The 19,253-nt window shown below is 54.5% G+C and carries 17 protein-coding genes and 2 pseudogenes; 8 read left to right on the top strand and 11 right to left on the bottom strand.

The genetic code is table 11. The annotated features are described in order from the left end of the window. Together V8L70_RS21255 and V8L70_RS21250 are read left to right on the top strand one after the other, a co-directional pair. A pseudogene (locus V8L70_RS21255) lies at nucleotides 1-114 on the top strand (IS30 family transposase); the annotation flags it as partial. Nucleotides 115-152: 38 nt separating this feature from the next. Then, nucleotides 153-1,520, top strand: a pseudogene (locus V8L70_RS21250) (L-serine ammonia-lyase); the annotation flags it as partial. 61 nt (nucleotides 1,521-1,581) lie between these two features. On the opposite strand, the gene V8L70_RS21245 reads toward V8L70_RS21250, so the two are convergent. The 7 genes from V8L70_RS21245 to V8L70_RS21215 are packed head-to-tail and all read right to left on the bottom strand — an operon-like array spanning nucleotide 1,582 to nucleotide 7,410. After that, the gene (locus V8L70_RS21245) at nucleotides 1,582-2,865 is read right to left on the bottom strand and encodes an MSMEG_0569 family flavin-dependent oxidoreductase (protein WP_101146434.1); all 1,284 of its coding nucleotides are present in this window, start codon (nucleotides 2,863-2,865) and stop codon (nucleotides 1,582-1,584) included. A gap of 41 nt (nucleotides 2,866-2,906) precedes the next feature. Next, nucleotides 2,907-3,191, bottom strand: coding sequence for an MSMEG_0570 family nitrogen starvation response protein (locus tag V8L70_RS21240; RefSeq protein WP_022521493.1), 285 nt, complete (start codon nucleotides 3,189-3,191; stop codon nucleotides 2,907-2,909). A gap of 2 nt (nucleotides 3,192-3,193) precedes the next feature. After that, complete coding sequence (locus V8L70_RS21235) at nucleotides 3,194-4,195, bottom strand: sll0787 family AIR synthase-like protein (RefSeq protein WP_101146435.1); 1,002 nt, start codon at nucleotides 4,193-4,195, stop codon at nucleotides 3,194-3,196. Further along, the gene (locus V8L70_RS21230; protein ID WP_101146436.1) at nucleotides 4,192-4,800 is read right to left on the bottom strand and encodes an MSMEG_0567/Sll0786 family nitrogen starvation N-acetyltransferase; all 609 of its coding nucleotides are present in this window, start codon (nucleotides 4,798-4,800) and stop codon (nucleotides 4,192-4,194) included. The genes V8L70_RS21235 and V8L70_RS21230 overlap by 4 nt, the downstream gene beginning before the upstream one ends. Nucleotides 4,801-4,833: 33 nt before the next feature. Next, nucleotides 4,834-5,928, bottom strand: a complete 1,095-nt coding sequence (locus V8L70_RS21225; protein ID WP_035581372.1) for an MSMEG_0568 family radical SAM protein — start codon at nucleotides 5,926-5,928, stop codon at nucleotides 4,834-4,836. After that, the gene (locus tag V8L70_RS21220; protein WP_232774858.1) at nucleotides 5,921-6,913 is read right to left on the bottom strand and encodes a Nit6803 family nitrilase; all 993 of its coding nucleotides are present in this window, start codon (nucleotides 6,911-6,913) and stop codon (nucleotides 5,921-5,923) included. Before V8L70_RS21220 ends, V8L70_RS21225 begins: the two co-directional genes overlap by 8 nt. A gap of 14 nt (nucleotides 6,914-6,927) precedes the next feature. Continuing rightward, nucleotides 6,928-7,410, bottom strand: a complete 483-nt coding sequence (locus V8L70_RS21215; RefSeq protein WP_101146437.1) for an MSMEG_0572/Sll0783 family nitrogen starvation response protein — start codon at nucleotides 7,408-7,410, stop codon at nucleotides 6,928-6,930. A gap of 359 nt (nucleotides 7,411-7,769) precedes the next feature. Between V8L70_RS21215 and V8L70_RS21210 the strand changes: the two genes are divergently transcribed. Continuing rightward, complete coding sequence (locus tag V8L70_RS21210; protein ID WP_022521499.1) at nucleotides 7,770-9,167, top strand: aminotransferase-like domain-containing protein; 1,398 nt, start codon at nucleotides 7,770-7,772, stop codon at nucleotides 9,165-9,167. 295 nt (nucleotides 9,168-9,462) lie between these two features. Continuing rightward, the gene (locus V8L70_RS21205) at nucleotides 9,463-10,104 is read left to right on the top strand and encodes a hypothetical protein (protein WP_022521500.1); all 642 of its coding nucleotides are present in this window, start codon (nucleotides 9,463-9,465) and stop codon (nucleotides 10,102-10,104) included. Here the strand turns inward: V8L70_RS21205 and V8L70_RS21200 are convergent. The 3 genes from V8L70_RS21200 to V8L70_RS21190 form a co-directional block, all read right to left on the bottom strand. Further along, complete coding sequence (locus V8L70_RS21200) at nucleotides 10,101-10,232, bottom strand: hypothetical protein (protein WP_336270548.1); 132 nt, start codon at nucleotides 10,230-10,232, stop codon at nucleotides 10,101-10,103. The two genes, V8L70_RS21205 and V8L70_RS21200, sit on opposite strands and share 4 nt — an antisense overlap. Nucleotides 10,233-10,492: 260 nt before the next feature. After that, complete coding sequence (locus tag V8L70_RS21195) at nucleotides 10,493-11,233, bottom strand: HIRAN domain-containing protein (protein WP_101146438.1); 741 nt, start codon at nucleotides 11,231-11,233, stop codon at nucleotides 10,493-10,495. A gap of 1 nt (nucleotide 11,234) precedes the next feature. Further along, on the bottom strand, nucleotides 11,235-12,227 hold the full coding sequence (locus V8L70_RS21190) for a HipA domain-containing protein (protein ID WP_101146439.1): 993 nt from the start codon (nucleotides 12,225-12,227) through the stop codon (nucleotides 11,235-11,237). A 326-nt stretch (nucleotides 12,228-12,553) separates the two neighbouring features. Between V8L70_RS21190 and V8L70_RS21185 the strand changes: the two genes are divergently transcribed. Next, nucleotides 12,554-13,828 (top strand): O-acetylhomoserine aminocarboxypropyltransferase/cysteine synthase family protein, encoded by a 1,275-nt coding sequence (locus V8L70_RS21185; protein ID WP_041159026.1) that lies wholly within the window; start codon nucleotides 12,554-12,556, stop codon nucleotides 13,826-13,828. Between the two features lie 59 nt (nucleotides 13,829-13,887). Here the strand turns inward: V8L70_RS21185 and speB are convergent, their stop codons facing one another. Next, a complete protein-coding gene (gene speB, locus V8L70_RS21180) occupies nucleotides 13,888-14,790 on the bottom strand; it encodes an agmatinase (protein WP_336270549.1) in 903 nt (300 codons plus the stop codon). A gap of 165 nt (nucleotides 14,791-14,955) precedes the next feature. On the opposite strand from speB, the gene V8L70_RS21175 reads away from it, so the two are divergent. From V8L70_RS21175 to V8L70_RS21165, 3 genes are all read left to right on the top strand, one after another. Continuing rightward, on the top strand, nucleotides 14,956-15,879 hold the full coding sequence (locus V8L70_RS21175) for a LysR family transcriptional regulator (RefSeq protein ID WP_336270547.1): 924 nt from the start codon (nucleotides 14,956-14,958) through the stop codon (nucleotides 15,877-15,879). Nucleotides 15,880-16,064: 185 nt separating this feature from the next. Continuing rightward, entirely contained in the window at nucleotides 16,065-17,636 is a 1,572-nt protein-coding gene (locus V8L70_RS21170) for a Re/Si-specific NAD(P)(+) transhydrogenase subunit alpha (protein ID WP_336270546.1), read from the top strand. Between the two features lie 16 nt (nucleotides 17,637-17,652). Then, on the top strand, nucleotides 17,653-19,095 hold the full coding sequence (locus V8L70_RS21165; RefSeq protein WP_336270545.1) for an NAD(P)(+) transhydrogenase (Re/Si-specific) subunit beta: 1,443 nt from the start codon (nucleotides 17,653-17,655) through the stop codon (nucleotides 19,093-19,095). Nucleotides 19,096-19,253: the final 158 nt, after the last annotated feature.

The raw sequence follows: 19,253 nt of genomic DNA, 5'->3' as shown, positions 1-19,253 counted from the left end.
AATAAGCTAAACGATAGACCAAGAAAGCGGCTGGGATACCGAACCCCAGCCCAGGTGTTCTTAGGTGAATACTCAGGAGCACTAGAAACCGCAGGTGCTGCACTTATTAGTTGAATCCAGGACCGGTGGCCAGTTTTACTTGACCACTACACTTCGACCTTTTTAAGATTGGAGTGGGCCCCTCCAGTTCACACACCGTGGGGCCTATGCAGGCAGCTTTTAAGTATGTAAACGCGCTGCGCGAAAACAACCTGCTTAATGATGTGGAACATCTTGAGGTTCATCTTTATGGTTCGCTATCAGCGACAGGGGTTGGGCATGCCACCGATCATGCGATCATTATGGGGCTGATGGGAGAACGTCCTGACACGATTGATCCCACGCTGATTGAGCCATCCATAAAATCGCTAAAAGAGAGTAGGCGGTTAAATCTGGGTCGACAAAAAGAAGTAACTTTTACGTGGGATAGCGATATTTATTTTCATGAAGAGTGTTTGCCTCATCACCCCAATGCCATGAGGCTGGCTGCGTTTACGCCTCAACGCCAATTATTGTATGAGAACACCTATTATTCGGTGGGTGGTGGTTTTGTAGTAGAGCAAGCCCAAGTGGATATGCCGCTAGACGATTTGGATGGGGCTATTATTCCGTACAACTTTGACACCGCCGATGAGCTCTTAGCGCTATGTAAAAAGGAGCAGCTAAGCGTCAGCCGATTGATGCTGGAAAATGAGAAGGTTTGGCGGACAGAGGAGGAGGTTAGAAACGAGCTGTGGCGTATCTGGCAAGTCATGTGTGAATGCATTGACAATGGATTGGCCCATGAAGGGGTATTGCCTGGTGGCTTGAACGTCAAACGACGGGCCAAGTTGCTTCACCAACGCCTTCAAGCGGCAGAGCAGAATGATTGCCTGATCGCCTCGACGTTTTCTGCGATGGAATGGGTGAATATCTTTGCCCTCGCCGTCAACGAAGAAAACGCCGCGGGCGGGCGCATGGTCACGGCGCCCACCAACGGCGCCGCGGGCATTATTCCCGCCGTCTTACACTATTATATGAAGTTTCAGCCCAACGCCTGCGAGAAAAATGTAGTGGATTTTCTGTTGGCGGCTGGCGCCATTGGCATTCTCTGCAAGAAAAATGCTTCTATTTCTGGCGCCGAAGTGGGCTGCCAAGGGGAGGTCGGGTCGGCATGTGCCATGGCGGCAGCCGGTTTAGCTGATGTGATGGGAGGAACGCCGGAACAAGTAGAGCACGCAGCAGAAATTGGGTTGGAACACAATTTAGGATTAACCTGCGATCCTGTGGGTGGATTAGTTCAGATTCCTTGTATCGAGCGCAACGCCATCGCAACGGTAAAGGCGATCAATGCCGCTCAGATGGCATTACGCGGCGATGGCACTCACTTTATATCGTTGGATAAAGTCATTCGTACCATGCGCGATACAGGGAGAGACATGTTGGATAAATACAAAGAAACATCCAAAGGTGGGTTAGCCGTTAATGCCATTGAGTGTTAACAAGCCCTAGTAACGATGCAGCAACACTCTGATAGTAACCCAATGCCTAGTATGAATCGCGTCAGGCGGACGCTTGCTCCGCGAGCGGCTGCAACGCCGTATCCTGTTGTCGCTGATAAGCTTTGATGCGTTCAACCAAGTACTCAGCGTCAGCCGCCACGCCAGAGAACCTTCCAGAGCCCCAGGTATGCAGCCATGGCAGGCCAATAAAGTAGAGGCCGGGCTGTTGGGTGACACCGCGTTTGTGTATGGGATGGCCCTGACCATTGAATACCGAAGCATCAAGCCAGTGAAAGTCAGGGCGAAAGCCGATGCACCAGATAACGGCGCTAATCCCTGCGTCGACCAGATTTAGCTCGGAACGCTCTTGGTTCGGTTCCCAGCATGGCGTGTACTCGGACGCTGGTGGGGCCTCGATACCCTGGGAGGCGATATAGGCATCAATTCGCTGGTTTATGTTGCAGTAAACACTGTCGGCATGATCGAGGTTGGCTTGCAAATTATCGCGAAAGATAAAGTCCCCATTGCGGTACTCTTCTAATAGCCCGAATAGCTCCATACCTTCGAGAGCGAACTTGCGCAGGTCGATCTCCCGGCCCCCGTCACGTCCTGTGACATAGTGGTTGGTGTTATCTCTTACTCCCTCACGTAATGGGTGCTGATCGACCGACATCTCGTAGTAGCCCATTTCATCAAGCCATTCGACAACATCTTTGCCGCGATATTGACGCGCCACGCGCGGGGCATCACCAGTGGCGAGGAAGACTTTTCGCCCAGCAATGTGCAGGTCTTCGGCAATCTGGGCGCCAGATTGGCCGGAGCCCACCACCAACACCGCCCCCTCGGGTAACTGTTCAGGGCTTCGGTATTCCGCGGAATGTAGCTGGAACAACCGATCGGGCAATCGCTCTGCCATACGTGGAATGATAGGGAGATGATAACCGCCGGAGGCCACCACGATCTGATCCGCGCTAAACTCACCCGCGGAACTCTTCACTGCGTACTTCCCGTTGCTATTCAGACTGACGCGATTAACGGCAACGCCTTCGAGGGCGGGAGGCTGAACCTTGGCGGCAAAGCGGTCAAGGTAAGCGACGATGTCGTCTCGTTGCATAAAGCCTTTAGGGTCATCTCCGTCGTAGGGGTGATCGGGTAGCTGGCACTGCCAATTCGGCGTCACTAAGGTGAATGAATCCCAACGCGCTGTCTGCCAGCTATGCATTAAGCTGTGTTTCTCTATAACGAGATGGTCGATTGCCTGTTGTTGAAGGTAGTGGCTGACGGATAGCCCCGCCTGACCGCCACCGATGATAATGGCAGAATAGTGCTTACGTAGGTCTTTCATATCGCTCTCTCTTTGCAACGATTGATGAGATGTTTGATGTGCTAGTCGATGCGGATAATTTCGACCATGTCCTGCGGATTATTGCCAAACTGCTGGGCTTTGGCCTTGATAGCCGTCGACTGATCCATGGCACTGGAGCAGAAGAAGCCGAATTTTTGTTCGACGCGCTGGCTGGCCGCCTCTAGGGCTATGTCGGCGCGTTCCACAAAAGCATCGACGCTGAGACGCTCGCCGACCTGGAAGTACTCCTTTAAAACGGTGGAGGGTGAGTAACACTGGTCTTCGCTGCCGTCTGGCCAGCGAACGTGGAAGTGTATGGCTGGCATGCTCAAAGCTCCTGTTGGGGAATGGGCATTTGGGGACGACTCAGTCCGGTTAATGGAGTCGTTGAAAGGTCATGGAACAACTGGCGATCATTGTCGGTTTCTACCCAGAGCTGCGGTGAGGAAACGATCTCGCCGATCTGCGCGGCGGCGATGCCACGGGCATGGAAGCGCTCCAGCAGCATGGGGAGGTGTTCATGATCCGTGGTGAGCAGGTAACCGAAGCTAGGAAAGGTGCAAAGCCAGTCCTGCCAAGTGACTCTCTCGGGTTTCGGGGTGGCGTCAAGGTTAATGCTCACGCCTACATCAGCGCTCTCCATGAGCATTAAGGTGGTACCGAGGAGACCGGCCTGGCTGATATCTTTGGCTGCGATAGCCAAGCCCGCTTCAGCAATACAGGGAAGCAGTTCGATGTCGTCACGCAAACGCTCAGCGGGCGCCGTTGTGGCCGCGTTCCAATTCAGATAGGGCGCTTGATAGGCGCCGCGCAGGTCGATAGCCGCCACTAATAATTGCCCAGGCCGCGCCGCAAAACTGCTCAGCAGGCATTGGGCTCGACCCAGGATGCCGACCGCCAATTGCGGCTGATTGGAGCGCAGGTTGGTGTGGCCACCGACGATGGGAATGCGGAAGGTGTCGGCAGCCTCACGCATGCCTTTGGCAATTAGTTCAGCGCTTTCTGGGTCATGGCTCCATAGAGCATTGACGATTGCCTGGGGCCGCCCGCCCATTGCGGCGATATCACTGACGTTAACCATCACCGAACACCAGCCAGCAAACCAAGGATCCTCGGCGACGAAGGCGGTAAGTAGCCCTTCCATCGCCAACAGTGTGTAGCCTTCGCCGCTGGGAATGGCCGCGGTATCGTCTCCGTTGGGATGCCAGCCATCGGGCAGTGCTGTCAGGTTGGGAGCGATCCGCGCGATATCGGCCTTATGGGCAAGACCACTATAATCGTGCACTTTCTGGAGCAGTTCTGTTAGGTCGAGTCGTTGCTTTTGGCTCATGATGCTTGTCTCAGTGCGGGGGCTGAAAGGATCTTAAGCAGCCCAGGCGCCAGCTCAGCGAGAGGTTGGCGTTGACGCCCAGGCACAACAAAGCCGCTAAGAGGAGAGTGGCAAGGGGGGTAGTGGGTAAGGTCGGCCTCCATGACGACATGAGGTCGATCAAGGATTAATTCCTCTCCAATGCTTCGCCAGTGCAACTGTTGAAAAAGAGCCTCATTCTGGGCCTGTACCCGGGCCAAAAAGCGTTGGCAGCCCAATGCATGAGCGCTGGAGACGGCCAGCCGAATCAGCGTGGAGCCTAGGCGGCCTTGGGCGCGGAAGGCTGGGTCAACAGCAAGACGCGAACCATGCCAGAGTCCAGGTTCTGATTCGTGAATACGCACTGTCCCCACCACTTGCTCATACCATCCTCCTGTGCACCCTAAAGCGACGAGTAGGTGGGCTGAGTCATCGATGGCATCTCGGTCGTCCTGATCAAATATTGCCTGCTCATCGCAGAAAACGCGCCGCCGCAATGCCATTGCTTCATCGGTTTCCCAAGGCAGGCTCGCCCACTTGATCCGGTAGTTGGAATAGGCCGAATAGGCGTCGGATGTTGACATCATCGGGCACTCCTCTATTAAGCGTTTCGCGTGCTGTTAGCGCTCGTACTCAGACAACGTTGAACAGGCACCGCAACGCCCGCAGCCCGCTTTGATATCGCTAGAGCGCAACGCTGCGAGCTTGAGACGTCTGCCCAACGGCGCCAGGATCGACTCCATAAAGTCGGCGCTGGGCGGCTTATGGTCTTCTAATGGCGTGCCGTTAATCGGCACGAACGGCACTACAAAGGGATAAACGCCGATTTCGATTAGGTGTTGGCAGGTTTCCAGAATGGCCTCGCGGGTATCCCCGAGCCCGGCAAGAATATAAGTGCTGACTTGCCCGCGGCCAAAGACGTCAACAGCATCGCGAAACGCCTGCATATACTCTTCGATGCCAACCTCGGCCTTGCCTGGCATTAGCGTTTTTCTTAGCGAAGGTGTGACCACTTCGAGATGCATGCCCAGGCTGTCAATGCCAGCTTCCTTCATGCGGGCATACCAAACGGGATCCTTCGGTGGTTCGCACTGCCCTTGCAGCGGAAGATCCACGGCCGCTTTGATGGCTCTGGCACTTTCGCAAAGGACGCTGGCTCCTCGGTCAGACGTGGCTGGCGTTCCGGTAGTCATGACCATATGTTTGACACCGTCGAGCTCGACAGCGGCCTTAGCCACCTCGGCCAGTTGGTCTGGGGACTTATGCGCAATGGTGCGCCCGGCTTGGAGTGATTGACCAATCGAGCAGAATTTGCAGGCTTTGCGCCTGCTCTCATAGCGGATGCATGTTTGCAGTACCGTCGTGGCCAGTACATCGCGGCTATGCAAGGTGGCGATATGCGTGTAGGGGACGCCGTCAGCGGTTTGCAGGTCGTAGAAGTGGGGCGTATCTGCAAAGGTAATATCGGCCATAGGAATCGTGTTTTCAGTCAGCCTATGTCCTTCATCACCTGACACTACGCTAAACGGTGAACGCCATGCCGACTGGGTATAGACGGGCACCATCATAGTGATTCCATCGATGGTTATTGCCTGATGGTCAGAAGGGCCAGCGCCGCCCCGTCGGCTGACATGCTCTTGTGATGCATCCTGCAGGCGTACGCCATGGGTTTGAAGTTCGGTGAACAAGCGTGAGCGATCGGCGAGCTTACTCATCTTCATCTCCTTGGGCATTATGGCCCTGAGCGGAAGTGGCCAGTGGCTGGCAGCAGTGGGCGGGCATATCGTTAATGGCTAAGCTCAACAGTTCAGGGCGCGCATAGTGGCCCACCGAATCCATCATTCGCTTACGCTTGGTAATCAGGGCGAAATCCAGGTCGGCAATAACGATGCCTTCTCCTTTGCTCAGCGGCTCGGCCAAGTGCTTACCTTCTGGCGAGATAATGGCGGTGTTACAGCCATCACGCAGAGCACGTTGTAGCGTGGTGTCGGGGGTAATGGATTCGATTTGGGAGTCGGTTAGCCAGCCGGTGGCGTTAACCACGAAACAGCCCGCTTCAAGGGCGTGATGACGGATGGTTACCTCAATTTGATCCGCAAAGACTGGGCCGACCAGCGAGCCAGGAAACTGGCTGCAGTGGATCTGCTCGTGCTGGGTCATCAGGGCATAACGTGCCAACGGATTGTAGTGCTCCCAGCAGGCCAGGGCGCCAACACGGCCCACGGCGCTATCCACTACCTTCAAGCCCGAGGCATCGCCCTGGCCCCAAATCATGCGTTCGTGGTAGGTCGGCGTGAGCTTTCGGCGTTTCAGCAACAGACGCCCGTCGCTATCAAAGATCAGTTGAGTATTGTAGAGGGTGCCATGATCACGCTCATTAACGCCAAGCACGACGACGATGCTCAGGGTGCGAGCGCGCTCAGCGACAGCATCAGTGATCGGGCCTGGTACCACCACGGCCTGTTCATACAGCCGTAAGTGCTCGGCGCCACAGGCCACGGCGGGGTAGACAAATGAAAAGTACGGATAGTAGGGAACGAAGGTTTCGGGGAACACGATCAGCTCAGCCCCCTTGCTGGCCGCTTCGTCGATTGCATCCAGTACCTTGACCAGCGTGCCGCCAACACTCTCAAGATCGGGAGAAAGCTGAGCGGCAGCGGCCCGCACTATGGTCGTTCCTGTCATGTTTGCTTGTGCCATGACCGCTGCTCCCCTTAGACCGTCCAGGTATCGATGATCAGTGCATCGTCGCGCACGTGAAGCAGCTTGAGGTCAAGCACATCCAGTGGATTGATCGCGCGGATGCCCTCAATGAGTGACGGTTCGCCATGACCATAGAGTGCTTGAAGAGCAAAGCGGCAGGAGTAGACCTTGCCTCCCTCGGCCATAAACTTGGTCAACTGATTGTTGAAATTCATGTGACCGGGAAACGCTTCATCGCCCAGGGTCGGGAAGCCACGCTGGACACCCAAAGTGACGCCAGGGCCATACAGTAAGATGGAGGTTTCAAAGCCTTTACGCAGCAAACGCGTTGCCTGCAGCATATTCACGAAGCCGATCGACCCCTCAAAGGCAACCGTATGAAAAGTTACCAGGGCTTTTTCGCCTGGTTTCGCTTTTACGTCTTCAAAAACCTTCTCTTCGTAGTCGACCAGAAAATCGCCTTTCTTGTTGAGTGGTTGCGTCACTGTAGGCATGTCTAAGCTCCGTTTATTGCGAGTGGGAGAGTCGTTAACCGCCGTGCTTACACAAGCGGTACGATCAATACGGAGCAATCGACGTGCCAATTGATATGATTATTGATCCAATCAATTGTCGATCATGTAGGTCGCTCTAAGCCTAAAAATTGACCAAATTTTTAGGATAAAAAAATAATAAAAGGCTAATGTTTCAAAAAAACTGTGTTTTTCACCTTATTTGTGCACTAAAAGTATGTTTTGCACCATTAAGTACATATGCAATCAATTTTTTATTTGTGCAATCTTTAGTCCATCAGTGATAAGTTTTGGGCGATAAGAAGGGTAGGTAACAATGTTTATTTAACGACGGGGAAGATATGCATACATCTGAGCTGGAACGCTGGCGAAAACGTTTAGACAAGGAGGTCAGCCAGCCAGCTTATCGTCTGGTCGCTGAATTGATTGCTGAAGATATCGGTAGTGGTCGGCTGCAGCCCCGCGAGCGACTGCCCCCGCTGAGAGAACTGGCGGGGGCTTTGAGTATCAATTACACGACGGCGGCGCGTGCCTATAACGAAGCTAAGCTGCGAGGCTTGATTGACTCGCATCCGGGCTCGGGCACTTTTATTAAAGGTAAGGCAGTGTCAGTGAAGCCGAGCAGTGGTTATGAGATGACCATGAACCTAATGATTGAGCCCGCGATACCGACGTTGATTGAACGAGTACGCGATAGCGCTATCTCGGTGTTGGCCCAGCGTGATCTTTACTCACTGCTGCGTTATCAAACCTTTGGTGGCAGCCATCATGACCGTGTGGCTGCGCTCCAATGGCTGGATCGGCGGCTGGACAACACGACACTGGAACAGGTCTTGATATGCCCCGGTATTCACAGCGGCCTGGTTGGGCTACTGATGCAGTTGGTAGCCCCAGGTCAGCTAATTTGTGTCGAAAGCCTGGTCTACCCTGGCCTAAAGGCTATTGCGGCCCAGCTCGGGCTGACCCTGCATTCATTGGAGCGTGACTCCGATGGCCCTCTTGTTCGCTCCTTCGAGGATATCTGTAAGCAGGGTCAAGTGGCCGTTTTGTACATTAATCCCACCATCCAAAACCCCACGACGACGACTATTCCCTTGGGGCGTCGTGAAGCTTTGGCCGATGTTGCCTTGCGCTATAGCATCCCGATTATTGAAGATGATGCTTACACCATGCTCAGCGAAGAGAAGATCGTCCCTATTGCTAACTTGGCCCCTGAGCTCACTTACTATCTGACGGGGACTGCCAAGTGTTTTGGCCCCGGTTTGCGATCAGGATTTCTACACGCCCCCACCAAGCGACAGGCGCAGAGAACCGCTGGGGCGCTTCGAGCCACCTCGGTGATGTCCAGCCCGCTGATTGACGCCCTGGTCACTGAGTGGATAACCGATGGGACGGCAGATGCCATGCTTAAAGCGATCCGTATCGAGGCCATTGCCCGCCTTGAAATAGCCGAGAAGATTCTGGGACGTCAGCGCATCGTGTCTGCCAAAGGTGCTTTCCACCTATGGCTCAAGCTGCCCAAGCACTCTGGCTGGAACCCTTCAGAGCTGGCGGTGCAATTACGTTCACATGGCGTTAGTGCGGTTGCCAGCGCTGCTTTTAGTACCGACAACCATCCCCCTGAAGCTCTGCGCTTGTGCTTCGGTGGTCAACTGACAAGAGAGGACTGGGAGGAAAGGCTGCATTATGTGGCGGATATCATCGACCAGCCTGCCTATCTGTCATCTCTGACGATGTAACCTTGGTCAACTGTCCTCGTGACGGTTTGGTATTGATTAGCCAGACGAATAGTAAAAGCAGTTTAACGCCCATTATCTTCGGCGATAAGTGGCTAGGGGTTCTTATCTCCTTATTTTAATGCACACTGTGGAGCACTACCACGGTTGCGATCCGTCGTCTGATCCGGCTTTTTTGAGGCTTTCTGAGCCTGTACTTGTCAGCTGTGCATAGGCATAGTCCTTAAGTTAGTTTGAACGCTAACAAAGCTATTTATCGCCTAGCTGGTTCGGTTTTGTTTAGGAGGTGCCCGTTAATATGTTGATATATATTGTCTTTTTGATGATCTTTGTGGGCGTGACCGCAGCTCTGTATCAGGTGTATGAAATTCATTACAACATCAACGTCGGCAACGATAAAAAGTTGTCGAAGGCTGATAAAAGCCACTTACAAGCGCTTTCTGACCAAGCCAAAACCGCCACGCAAACCCATGCCCGGCCAGACTTTGATCAAGCGGCAGCCAATGCCTTGAGCCCTAATCTCGATCGGGATATCGCACTGAAGGCTTTTGCTGAAGAGGAAAAAGGCGTCTACGCGATTCCTTTGTTGCGGCGTAAAGCGCGGTTGTGTTTTAACGGCGATAGCAGTGCGAATGTAAACAGCGTAAAAGTGCGTCACTTGCCGTTTTGGAAAACAACGCTGCCGCGTACCAATATACGCGCAGCGTTGATTACACTGGTTATTTTGAACTGTTTCTTGGTTCAGCTACTGGCTGCCATGAGTGTTTATACGCTGGGTTATCCAGTCTCGACACCTTGGCTGGCTTGGTTAAACGACCCCATGGCAGTAATGCTGCTGATTTATGCCTTTATCTTTGCGTCACTGCTTATTACGAAGTTTGATAGATATATGCACGACCTCTATCAACTCGGCAAGCTGTTTAAGAAAAAAGCTGTTTAGCCGTCAGTGCAGCGCGCAATCTCATTAGCCAGTTGTTCCAGCAACGCATCGTAAAGGCCAGCATCCAGCGTCAGACCCACGCCCAAGGGATCCATGACGCCGATATAAGCAGACGTATCGCCAAACACGTTATTGACCATCTTCGGATTGAATTGGGGCTCACTGAAAATGCTGATCGGTGCGGTAAGGCTCTCGTCGGGTCAGGTGACCATTACCTCGCAGCAGCGCATCGGCTGTGTGCCCCTGCGCCCACTCTGCTCATGACGCGGTGGCGCGCACTGAGTGGAATTGGTGATTGAGGGGGAGCTGTTTCTGGCCTACTTGCTCTATACAAAGCGCAAGCGGCAAGGGAGAGCTCTAGATAATGGAGTATTCAACATCAATGGGTCTAAGCTTGCATTTTTAGCGCTTGAAAGGGTAGGTCACCTCTTAAAAGACGCGTCAGAATATAGACAAGCGGGCGTTCTGATGTCCCGTTGGTGCGAAATACTTCCCCTTCGAGGATCGCGCCTTCTTTTAACATTCGGTGCAGCATGTCGAGGTTCCCTCTCGGGACATAGCCCAGTGTGCACCCAGCGCTTTCGATGCGGATAGCATCAGCATCCACAGGGTTCTCAGGTTCGGGGACAAATTGAACGCTGCTGCCTACCTGTAAATCTGTTATCTCAAGCTGTGATTCGTGCCGAAAGCCTGCTATTTCGATTAATACCTCGAAGGCTTCAGGTGGATTGTCGAAAGGGTGAACAAGTTCAAAACCGTCATTGGGTAGCTTGGCGCCACTGTAACCCAGTAAAGCGAAGTCGCTAATGTTGGCATCCTCTGGGATAGCGCGTAGTTCCAGATAACGCCCAAAATCACGACGACTGCGTGGCGGCAAGCGGCGAGTGAAAGCCTCCAGCACCTGATGATTGTGCTCGGCTTGCCTCATAGGAAACGCCGGGTAGCCTCGAAAGCCTAAGCGTTTGGCTTCTGCCAGCTCTGGACTGTCTAGGTCATACACCAGAACCACTTTATCGTCCCGCTTGAACAGTTCACCCACTAGGTGGCGAGAGCGCATTTTGCTCTCGCGTGCCTGCCAATAAAGCAGCAGCCGGTGTGGTTCTACCAAGTGTTCGATTAAGCGGGGCATATCAGTTCTCCAGAGCCTGTAACAGGCGCTCTCTCCTTGTCAGAGTCAAAAACGCTATGAAGTCAGCACGTTGTTGCGTAATGGGATGTGGGATGTCAAAGTAAGTTAAGTCATTCAGGATGTCTCTAAGGTCATCATCGCACCAACGTTGTAAGCGTTCTATCAGTATTGGTCGAATAGCAGGGAATTGCTGACAATACTGAGTAACGCCCTGAATAAGCGGCAGGCGCTTTTTGTCGCCTTTGGCCCAGCGCATGTGGTGCTGCCCTCTTTTAAGGTAGGCATTGAATTCGTTATGGTCGCGCATCATGCGCTGCATTTTCTGGGGCTGCAACTCGTGCCCGAGGCTGGTGCCATTATCAAAATAAGGTGTGTAGCGGGCCGTTGGATCATTTTCTCCCCAAATCAGCCCCCAGTTCTCCTGATGGCGGTCAGTATTGCCGATTAGCGCATCGAAACATAGGCAAAGCCCCCAGTACTGTCGCCAATCATGAGCAAGCCATCCGCCTCTCTCTAACACACGGCTTAGTTCGATAATGGTTGTTAAATTGTGCTGTTTCCCCTTCTCCCTATCGTACTCTGCAATACGCCGTTGCAAGTAATCCCCGCCAGGAAAGTAGCGATCTTCCTCGCTATCAGCATAACCAATGAACCATTCGTTTACTGTACCTGGTTCGTTTCTAGAGGAATCAATGGCAACAAAAACGGGAGGGAGCGTAAGACCCATTAATCTGCCAATATGAAAAGCGATCACCTCAGACCAGTATTGGTCAGGGTAGCGAGGCTTATCAGAGTTTTTCGCGCTTTTGATAGCTTCTTTAAATAAATAGCGGTGCCCAGGCATACAAAAATCATAAGGAGCTGGGTCAGGACAGACGCGGAGTGTTTTATCGCGAGCGCCTACTGGAAAGACTTCATAATCTTGGTGAACACCCCAACCCGTGATATCAATCACTTGGTCTGGTCGCTGATGAATGCCTTCACGATTAATCATGGTGATATCTACCTACCTAGAAATAACAAAGTCCTCCCGTCGCTTCTCGTATTGCAGATCAATCCAGCGAGCCACGATACTTTTAATCCTAAACTAAACACATAATGTACAGCCATGAAATACCCTGAGGCACGGCATGGCTATGGTGCATCGATACCAAAAGGCTCCACGCCCATGACGCAGTGGCGCGCAGCGAGTGGCATGGGTGAGCGCCTTCACTGTTAAGCATGACGTTGGCTCGGAAGGCTAAACGATTATTGGCCTTCCCTTCAGTGCTTGTTTAGGATCACTAGCGGATCTCAATAACAAAATAGCGAGCCGTTCTCATGAAGCCAGAAACCATTGCTCTTCACCATGGCTATTCGCCTGATTCACAAAACGCCGTGGCGGTGCCAATTCATCAAACCACGTCGTTTTCATTCGATAACGCGCAGCACGCGGCGGATCTTTTTGATCTTAAAGTCGAAGGAAACATTTACTCGCGCATTATGAACCCGACCTGCGCCGTGTTGGAGCAGCGGGTAGCCGCGTTGGAAGGCGGTATCGCTGGGCTAGCGGTGGCATCGGGAATGGCAGCGATCACCTATGCGATCCAGACCATTGCTGAAGCGGGCGATAACATTGTCTCGATCAGCGAGCTGTATGGCGGTACCTACAACCTGTTTGCCCACACCTTGCCGCGCCAAGGCATTCAGGTGCGTTTTGCCGACAAAGACGATATTGATGGCATCGAAGCGCTGATCGATGAGCGTACCAAAGCGGTTTTCTGCGAAAGCATTGGTAACCCCTCGGGTGGCGTGGTCGACCTAACAAAGCTCGCTGAAGCGGCGCATCGTCATGGAGTGCCGGTGATTGTCGATAACACCACGGCGACGCCGTTCTTATGTCGGCCGATTGAGCACGGGGCGGATATCGTTGTCCACTCGGCGACTAAATATATCGGCGGCCACGGCACCACGGTGGGCGGTGTGATTGTTGATTCGGGCACCTTTCCCTGGGCCGAGAATGCCAGCCGCTTTCCGCTACTCAACGAGCCTGATGTCTCGTACCACGGTGTGAGCTATACCCGTGATGTGGGCGATGCGGCCTTTATTGCCCGCGCCCGGGTGGTTCCGCTACGTAATATGGGCGCGGCGCTTTCTGCTCAAGCAGCCTGGAACCTGCTGCAGGGGTTGGAAACGCTGTCGCTACGCATCGAGCGTATCTGTGCCAATGCCTTAGCGGTTGCCAAGCATCTGGAAAGCCATCCATTAGTCACCTGGGTGCATTATGCTGGCTTGGAAAACCATCCGGATCATGCGCTGGCCCAGCGTTATATGAACGGCCATGCCTCGGGGATTCTTAGTTTTGGCATTGAAGGTGGGCAGGCCGCTGGTGAGCGCTTCTACGATGCGCTGGCGCTGATTCTTCGCTTGGTGAATATCGGCGATGCCAAAAGCTGTTCTTCTATTCCCGCCTCTACCACGCACCGCCAACTCAACGAGCAGGAACTAAAAGCCGCTGGCGTCACGCCGGATATGGTGCGCCTATCGATCGGCATCGAGCATATCGACGATCTGCTGGCGGATATTGATCAAGCGCTGGCGGCCTCTCAAGGGTAGTCTGTTTCGCCCCCGCCATCTCAATGCCATAAAAGCCAAGAGACGGCGGGGGCTAACTATCAAACGCCTTTAGACGCCGCCAACGTATATAAAAACTCAAGCCCTAACGTCGCAGCAGCGAGCGACGTAATGTCGCCGTGATCGTAGGCAGGATTGACTTCCACCACGTCCATGCCAACCAATTCCATGCCCACCATGCCGCGAATGACTTTCAGCATCAGGTCGGTAGACATGCCTCCGCAGACCGGGGTGCCTGTGCCAGGGGCGTAGGCGGGGTCCAGGCCATCAATGTCCAGGCTGACATAAGCAGGGTGGTGACCCACTTTGGCGCGAATACGCTCCAGTACAGCGGCGGCACCGTGGTCGTTGACCCAGTCCGCATCCAGCACTTCATAAGGGTGATTGTGGCGGTCGTAGCTGGTGCGAATACCAATTTGCAGCGAGTGCTCGGGCACGACCAGGCCCTCTTTGAGGGCGTGATGGAAAATGGTGCCATGGTCGAAGCGCGTGCCTTGTTCGTAGGTGTCGGTGTGGGCGTCAAAGTGAATCAGTGCCAGCGGCCCGTGCACGCGTGCATGAGCGCGCAGTAGCGGCAGGCTAATGTAATGGTCGCCGCCCAGGGTGAGCATTTTTTTGCCCGCACTTAGCCAGTGCTGGGCATGATTTTCCAGATTATCGACCAAACTTTCAGGCTCGCCGTAGGCGTAATCCACGTTGCCTGAATCACACACCTTGAGGCGCTCTTCCAAGGCAAAATCCCAGGGCCAGCGTTTGCCTTCCCAGATCAAGTTAGCGGTACTTTGACGAATAGCATTCGGCCCCATGCGAGTACCTGCACGGCCAGAACAAGCCAGATCAAAGGGCACACCGCTCACCACGACCTCGGCATCCGTCGCGTGCGGGTCAGTGGCTTTGGGCACGCCCATAAACGTGGAGATAACATCACCAAACAGGCTGGGCATGATCTGCGATTGGTTCACCTAGAGTGTTCTCCTATCAGCGTGCAGTAAAAGTGCGGCTGGCGCAGGGGTGTTGGCTACAAAGAAGCGCGACGATAAGGAATTTTTAGCGATGAATAAAATGAATGTTTAGAATGAAATCATTCGTCCTATCAATAGTGAGTCGTTATGCGTTCGCTCCGCCAATTTGATTTAAACCTGCTGTTGGTATTCGAGGCGCTCATGCGTGAACGCCACGTTACGCGCGCGGCTGAACGACTTTATTTGAGCCAGCCAGCCTTGAGCCATTCGCTAAAACGCCTGCGTGAGTCACTGGATGACCCGCTGTTTATTCGTACCGAAAAGGGCATGCAACCCACCCCACGGGCACAGGCGCTGCAGCCAGTCGTACAGCAGGCGCTGGCGCTGTTGCGGGAAGGCTTGGCGCCGCCTGCGCTGTTTTCACCCGCTAATAGCACTCGCCGTTTTACGCTGGCGACGACGGACTATTTTGAAGAAGTGATGTACCCGACGTTTCTTAGTCAACTGCTGGCCTATGCGCCGGGTATCAGTTTTTCCATTGAGCTCATTACTCAGGAGGTCTTGAGCGAGGGGTTAGAGCAGCGCCAAGTGGATATGGTCGTCGGGCTGGATAGCCAAAGTGTGCTACCCAGCGGCGTGATTCAGACTCCGTGGATGGACGAGGAACTGGTCTGCCTAGCCGCTAGCCATAACGAGCGCGTAGGCGAGGCACTGGAAATTGCGCAGTTTGCCCGAGAGCCCCATGTGGAACTGGCTGATATCAGCGGCCTGCTGCCCAGCAACATTGATAGCTGTTTAGCGCAGCACGGCTTAACCCGGCGGGTGATCTCTAAAAACCTTAACTACATTGCGGCGGCCCGCGTAGTGGCGCTGACTGAAGCGATCATGACGCTGCCGCGGCAAATGGCGGAGCGCTTTGTGACCATGCTGCCGGTGCGCTTGGTGGAGCCACCCAAGGAGCTACCATCGTTGAAAATGACCCTGATTCAGCATGGGCTGTATGCCAACGATCCTGCTAACGTGTGGCTCTATCAAGTGCTTACTGAGTTTGCTAACGAGTTTAGACGTTAGGTTAGCCATCATGCACACTACCTATGTTGTAATTAAACAACGCTGTTGTATCAAAGGTTGAATAGTATCTGGCAGTCACCCCGTTAGATCCTAGACTGCTAAAAGGCGTTATGAATGACGTCGTTATAGTGTCGCGCCCAGCTGGGTAGTGGCGGGGCAGAACTATCAATAATGGGAGAACGCGAGTGAAAATAGGTGCACCGAAGGAGAGTGCCCGGGGGGAAGCGCGTGTCGCGCTGACCCCTGAGAGCGCCAAACAGATTCAGAAGCTAGGCCACGAGTGCTTAGTGGAAAGCGGCGCTGGCTTGGCCGCGGGCTTTAATGACGACACTTATCGCGATGCTGGCGTTACCGTGGTGGACGGGGCTGACGCGCTCTGGCGCGACGCTGAGGTGGTCATTAAAGTCCGCGAGCCCTCGAATGAAGAGGCCGAGCGGCTGCGTGAAGGTCAAACGCTGATTGCCTTCTTCTGGCCCGGGCAAAACGAAGCGCTGCTGGAGAAGTGCAAGGCCCAGGGCGCCACCGTGATCGCCATGGATATGGTGCCGCGGATTTCACGGGCGCAGAAGATGGATGCGCTCTCCTCCATGGCCAACATCGCCGGTTACCGCGCGGTGATCGAGGCGGGCAATAACTTTGGCCGCTTCTTCACCGGCCAGGTAACCGCGGCGGGTAAAGTGCCGCCGGCCAAAGTGCTGGTGATTGGTGCCGGTGTGGCCGGTTTGGCGGCCATCGGTACGGCTACCAGCCTGGGTGCCGTCGTACGCGCCTTTGACGTTCGCCCCGAGGTCTCCGAGCAGATTGAATCCATGGGCGCCGAATTCCTGTTCCTCGATTTCGAGGATAGCCAGGACGGTTCTGAAAGCGGTGGCTACGCCTCGCCCTCAAGCCCGGAGTTTCGCGAAAAGCAGCTTGCGTGCTTCCGCGAGCAGGCGCCGGACGTGGATATCGTGATTACCACCGCGCTGATTCCCGGCAAACCTGCGCCCAAGCTGTGGCTGGAAGATATGGTCGCGGCGATGAAGCCGGGCTCGGTGATTATTGATCTGGCCGCTGAGAAAGGCGGTAACTGCGACCTGACCAAGCCTGATGAACGCGTGGTCTCGGATAACGGCGTCGTAGTCATCGGCTACACCGATTTTCCTTCCCGCATGGCAACGCAATCATCGCTGCTCTACGCCACCAATATCCGCCATATGTTGACCGATCTGACGCCCGAGAAAGACGGCGTAATCAACCATAATATGGAAGATGACGTGATTCGTGGCGCCACGGTGACGCATCAGGGCGAAATCACCTTCCCGCCGCCGCCGCCCAAAGTGAAAGCGATTGGCGCCTCAAAACCCAAGAAGAAAGAGAAAGAGCCCACGCCGGAAGAGAAAAAGGCCGCTGAGCTAGCCGCCTTCAAAGCGCAAACCAAGCGTCAAGTGAGCCTATTGGCTGTTGGCGGCGTACTGATGCTGTTGCTGGGTCAAGTAGCGCCAGCCTCGTTTATGCAGCACTTCATTGTCTTTGTACTAGCCTGCTTTATCGGCTTCCAGGTGATTTGGAAAGTGAGCCACTCGCTGCATACGCCGCTAATGGCGGTGACCAATGCGATCTCGGGCATCATTATTTTGGGGGCGATTCTACAGATTGGCTCCGGCAGCGCAGTGGTGAGCGTGCTGGCGGCGATTTCAGTACTGATCGCATCAATCAATATCGTGGGTGGCTTCCTGGTGACACGCCGGATGCTGGCCATGTTCCAAAAATCCTAAGCGGCGGAGAGACGATATGTTAGAGCAAGGATTCGTATCTGCCGCGGCAATTGCGGCAAGTGTGTTGTTTATTCTGTCGCTGGGCGGCTTGAGTAACCAGGAGAAAGCCAAGCGGGCCGTATGGTATGGCATCGTGGGCATGGCGGTGGCGGTGTTCTTCACTGCTCTCGGCCCAGGCATTGGCGGTTACTGGTGGCTGATCCCGATGATGCTGATTGGCGCTGGTATTGGCGCCTACGTGGCGGGCAAGGTCGAGATGACCGAAATGCCTCAGCTGGTGGCCGCACTCCACAGCTTTGTGGGCTTGGCGGCGGTATTGGTGGCCTGGAGCGCGGATTTAGAGCGCCGCCGGGTGATGGCGGCGCGTGCCGCCGAGGCATCGTTGGATCAGTTCTCCGCCTTCGCCGCGCTGGTCGCCACCAAAGCCCCCGACGAACTGATGTTCCTGCAAGTCGAGGTGGTGTTAGGCATCTTTATTGGCGCGGTGACGTTTACCGGCTCGGTGATTGCCTTTGGTAAGCTGGCTGGCAAGGTCGACGGTAAACCCCGCCAGTTGCCCGGTGGGCATATGCTGAATGCCGGGGCGGCGGTACTGTCGCTGCTGCTGGCAATTCTCTACCTGAACGGTGCGGGCTTCTGGACGCTGATTGTGCTGGCTGCGCTGGCCTTCTTTATCGGCTACCACCTGATCATGGGCATTGGCGGCGCCGATATGCCGGTGGTCGTTTCAATGCTCAACAGCTACTCCGGCTGGGCGGCGGCCGCTATCGGTTTCACGCTCTCCAACGACCTGCTGATTGTGACTGGCGCGCTGGTGGGCTCCTCCGGTGCGATTCTCTCTTACATTATGTGTAAGGCGATGAACCGCAACTTTATCAACGTCATTTTGGGCGGCTTTGGTGGCAGCCAAGGGCCTGCGGCGGAGATCGAAGGCGAGCAGGTGGCGATTGACGCCGGTGGCGTAGCAAGCGCCCTGAACGATGCCGACAGCGTGATCATCGTACCGGGCTACGGTATGGCCGTGGCCCAGGCGCAAACGGCGGTGAGCGATTTGGTGCGTAAACTGCGTGCAGCGGGCAAGACCGTGCGCTTCGGTATCCACCCGGTCGCGGGCCGCTTGCCAGGGCACATGAACGTGCTGCTGGCGGAGGCCAAGGTACCTTACGACATCGTGCTGGAGATGGATGAAATCAATGACGATTTCGCCACCACCGACGTGGTGATCGTGATTGGCTCCAACGACATCGTGAACCCTGCGGCCGAAGAAGATCCCAATAGCCCCATCGCCGGTATGCCGGTATTGAAGGTGTGGGAGGCCAAGCAGGTGTTTGTCAGCAAACGTGGCCAGGGCACCGGCTACTCCGGTATCGAGAACCCGCTGTTCTTCAAAGAGAACACGCGCATGTTCTACGGCGATGCCCGGGATAGCTTGAATACGCTGCTGCCGCTGATTGATTAGGTCTAGGCCTAACCATTCGGTACTGAGCCCGCGAGAGATGAACTGCACCCCAAAAGTTGGACACTCATCCAGCGATTGGGGTGTTTTTCATGGCGAAGTATAAGGAAGCGTTCAAGCTATTAGTCGTACAGCGCTACACAGAAGGACAAGAGGGTTAT

This window comes from Vreelandella arctica (genome assembly GCF_037070215.1).
Classification (GTDB): Bacteria; Pseudomonadota; Gammaproteobacteria; order Pseudomonadales; family Halomonadaceae; genus Vreelandella; species Vreelandella arctica.
This window is presented reverse-complemented; position numbering and strand designations above follow the sequence as displayed.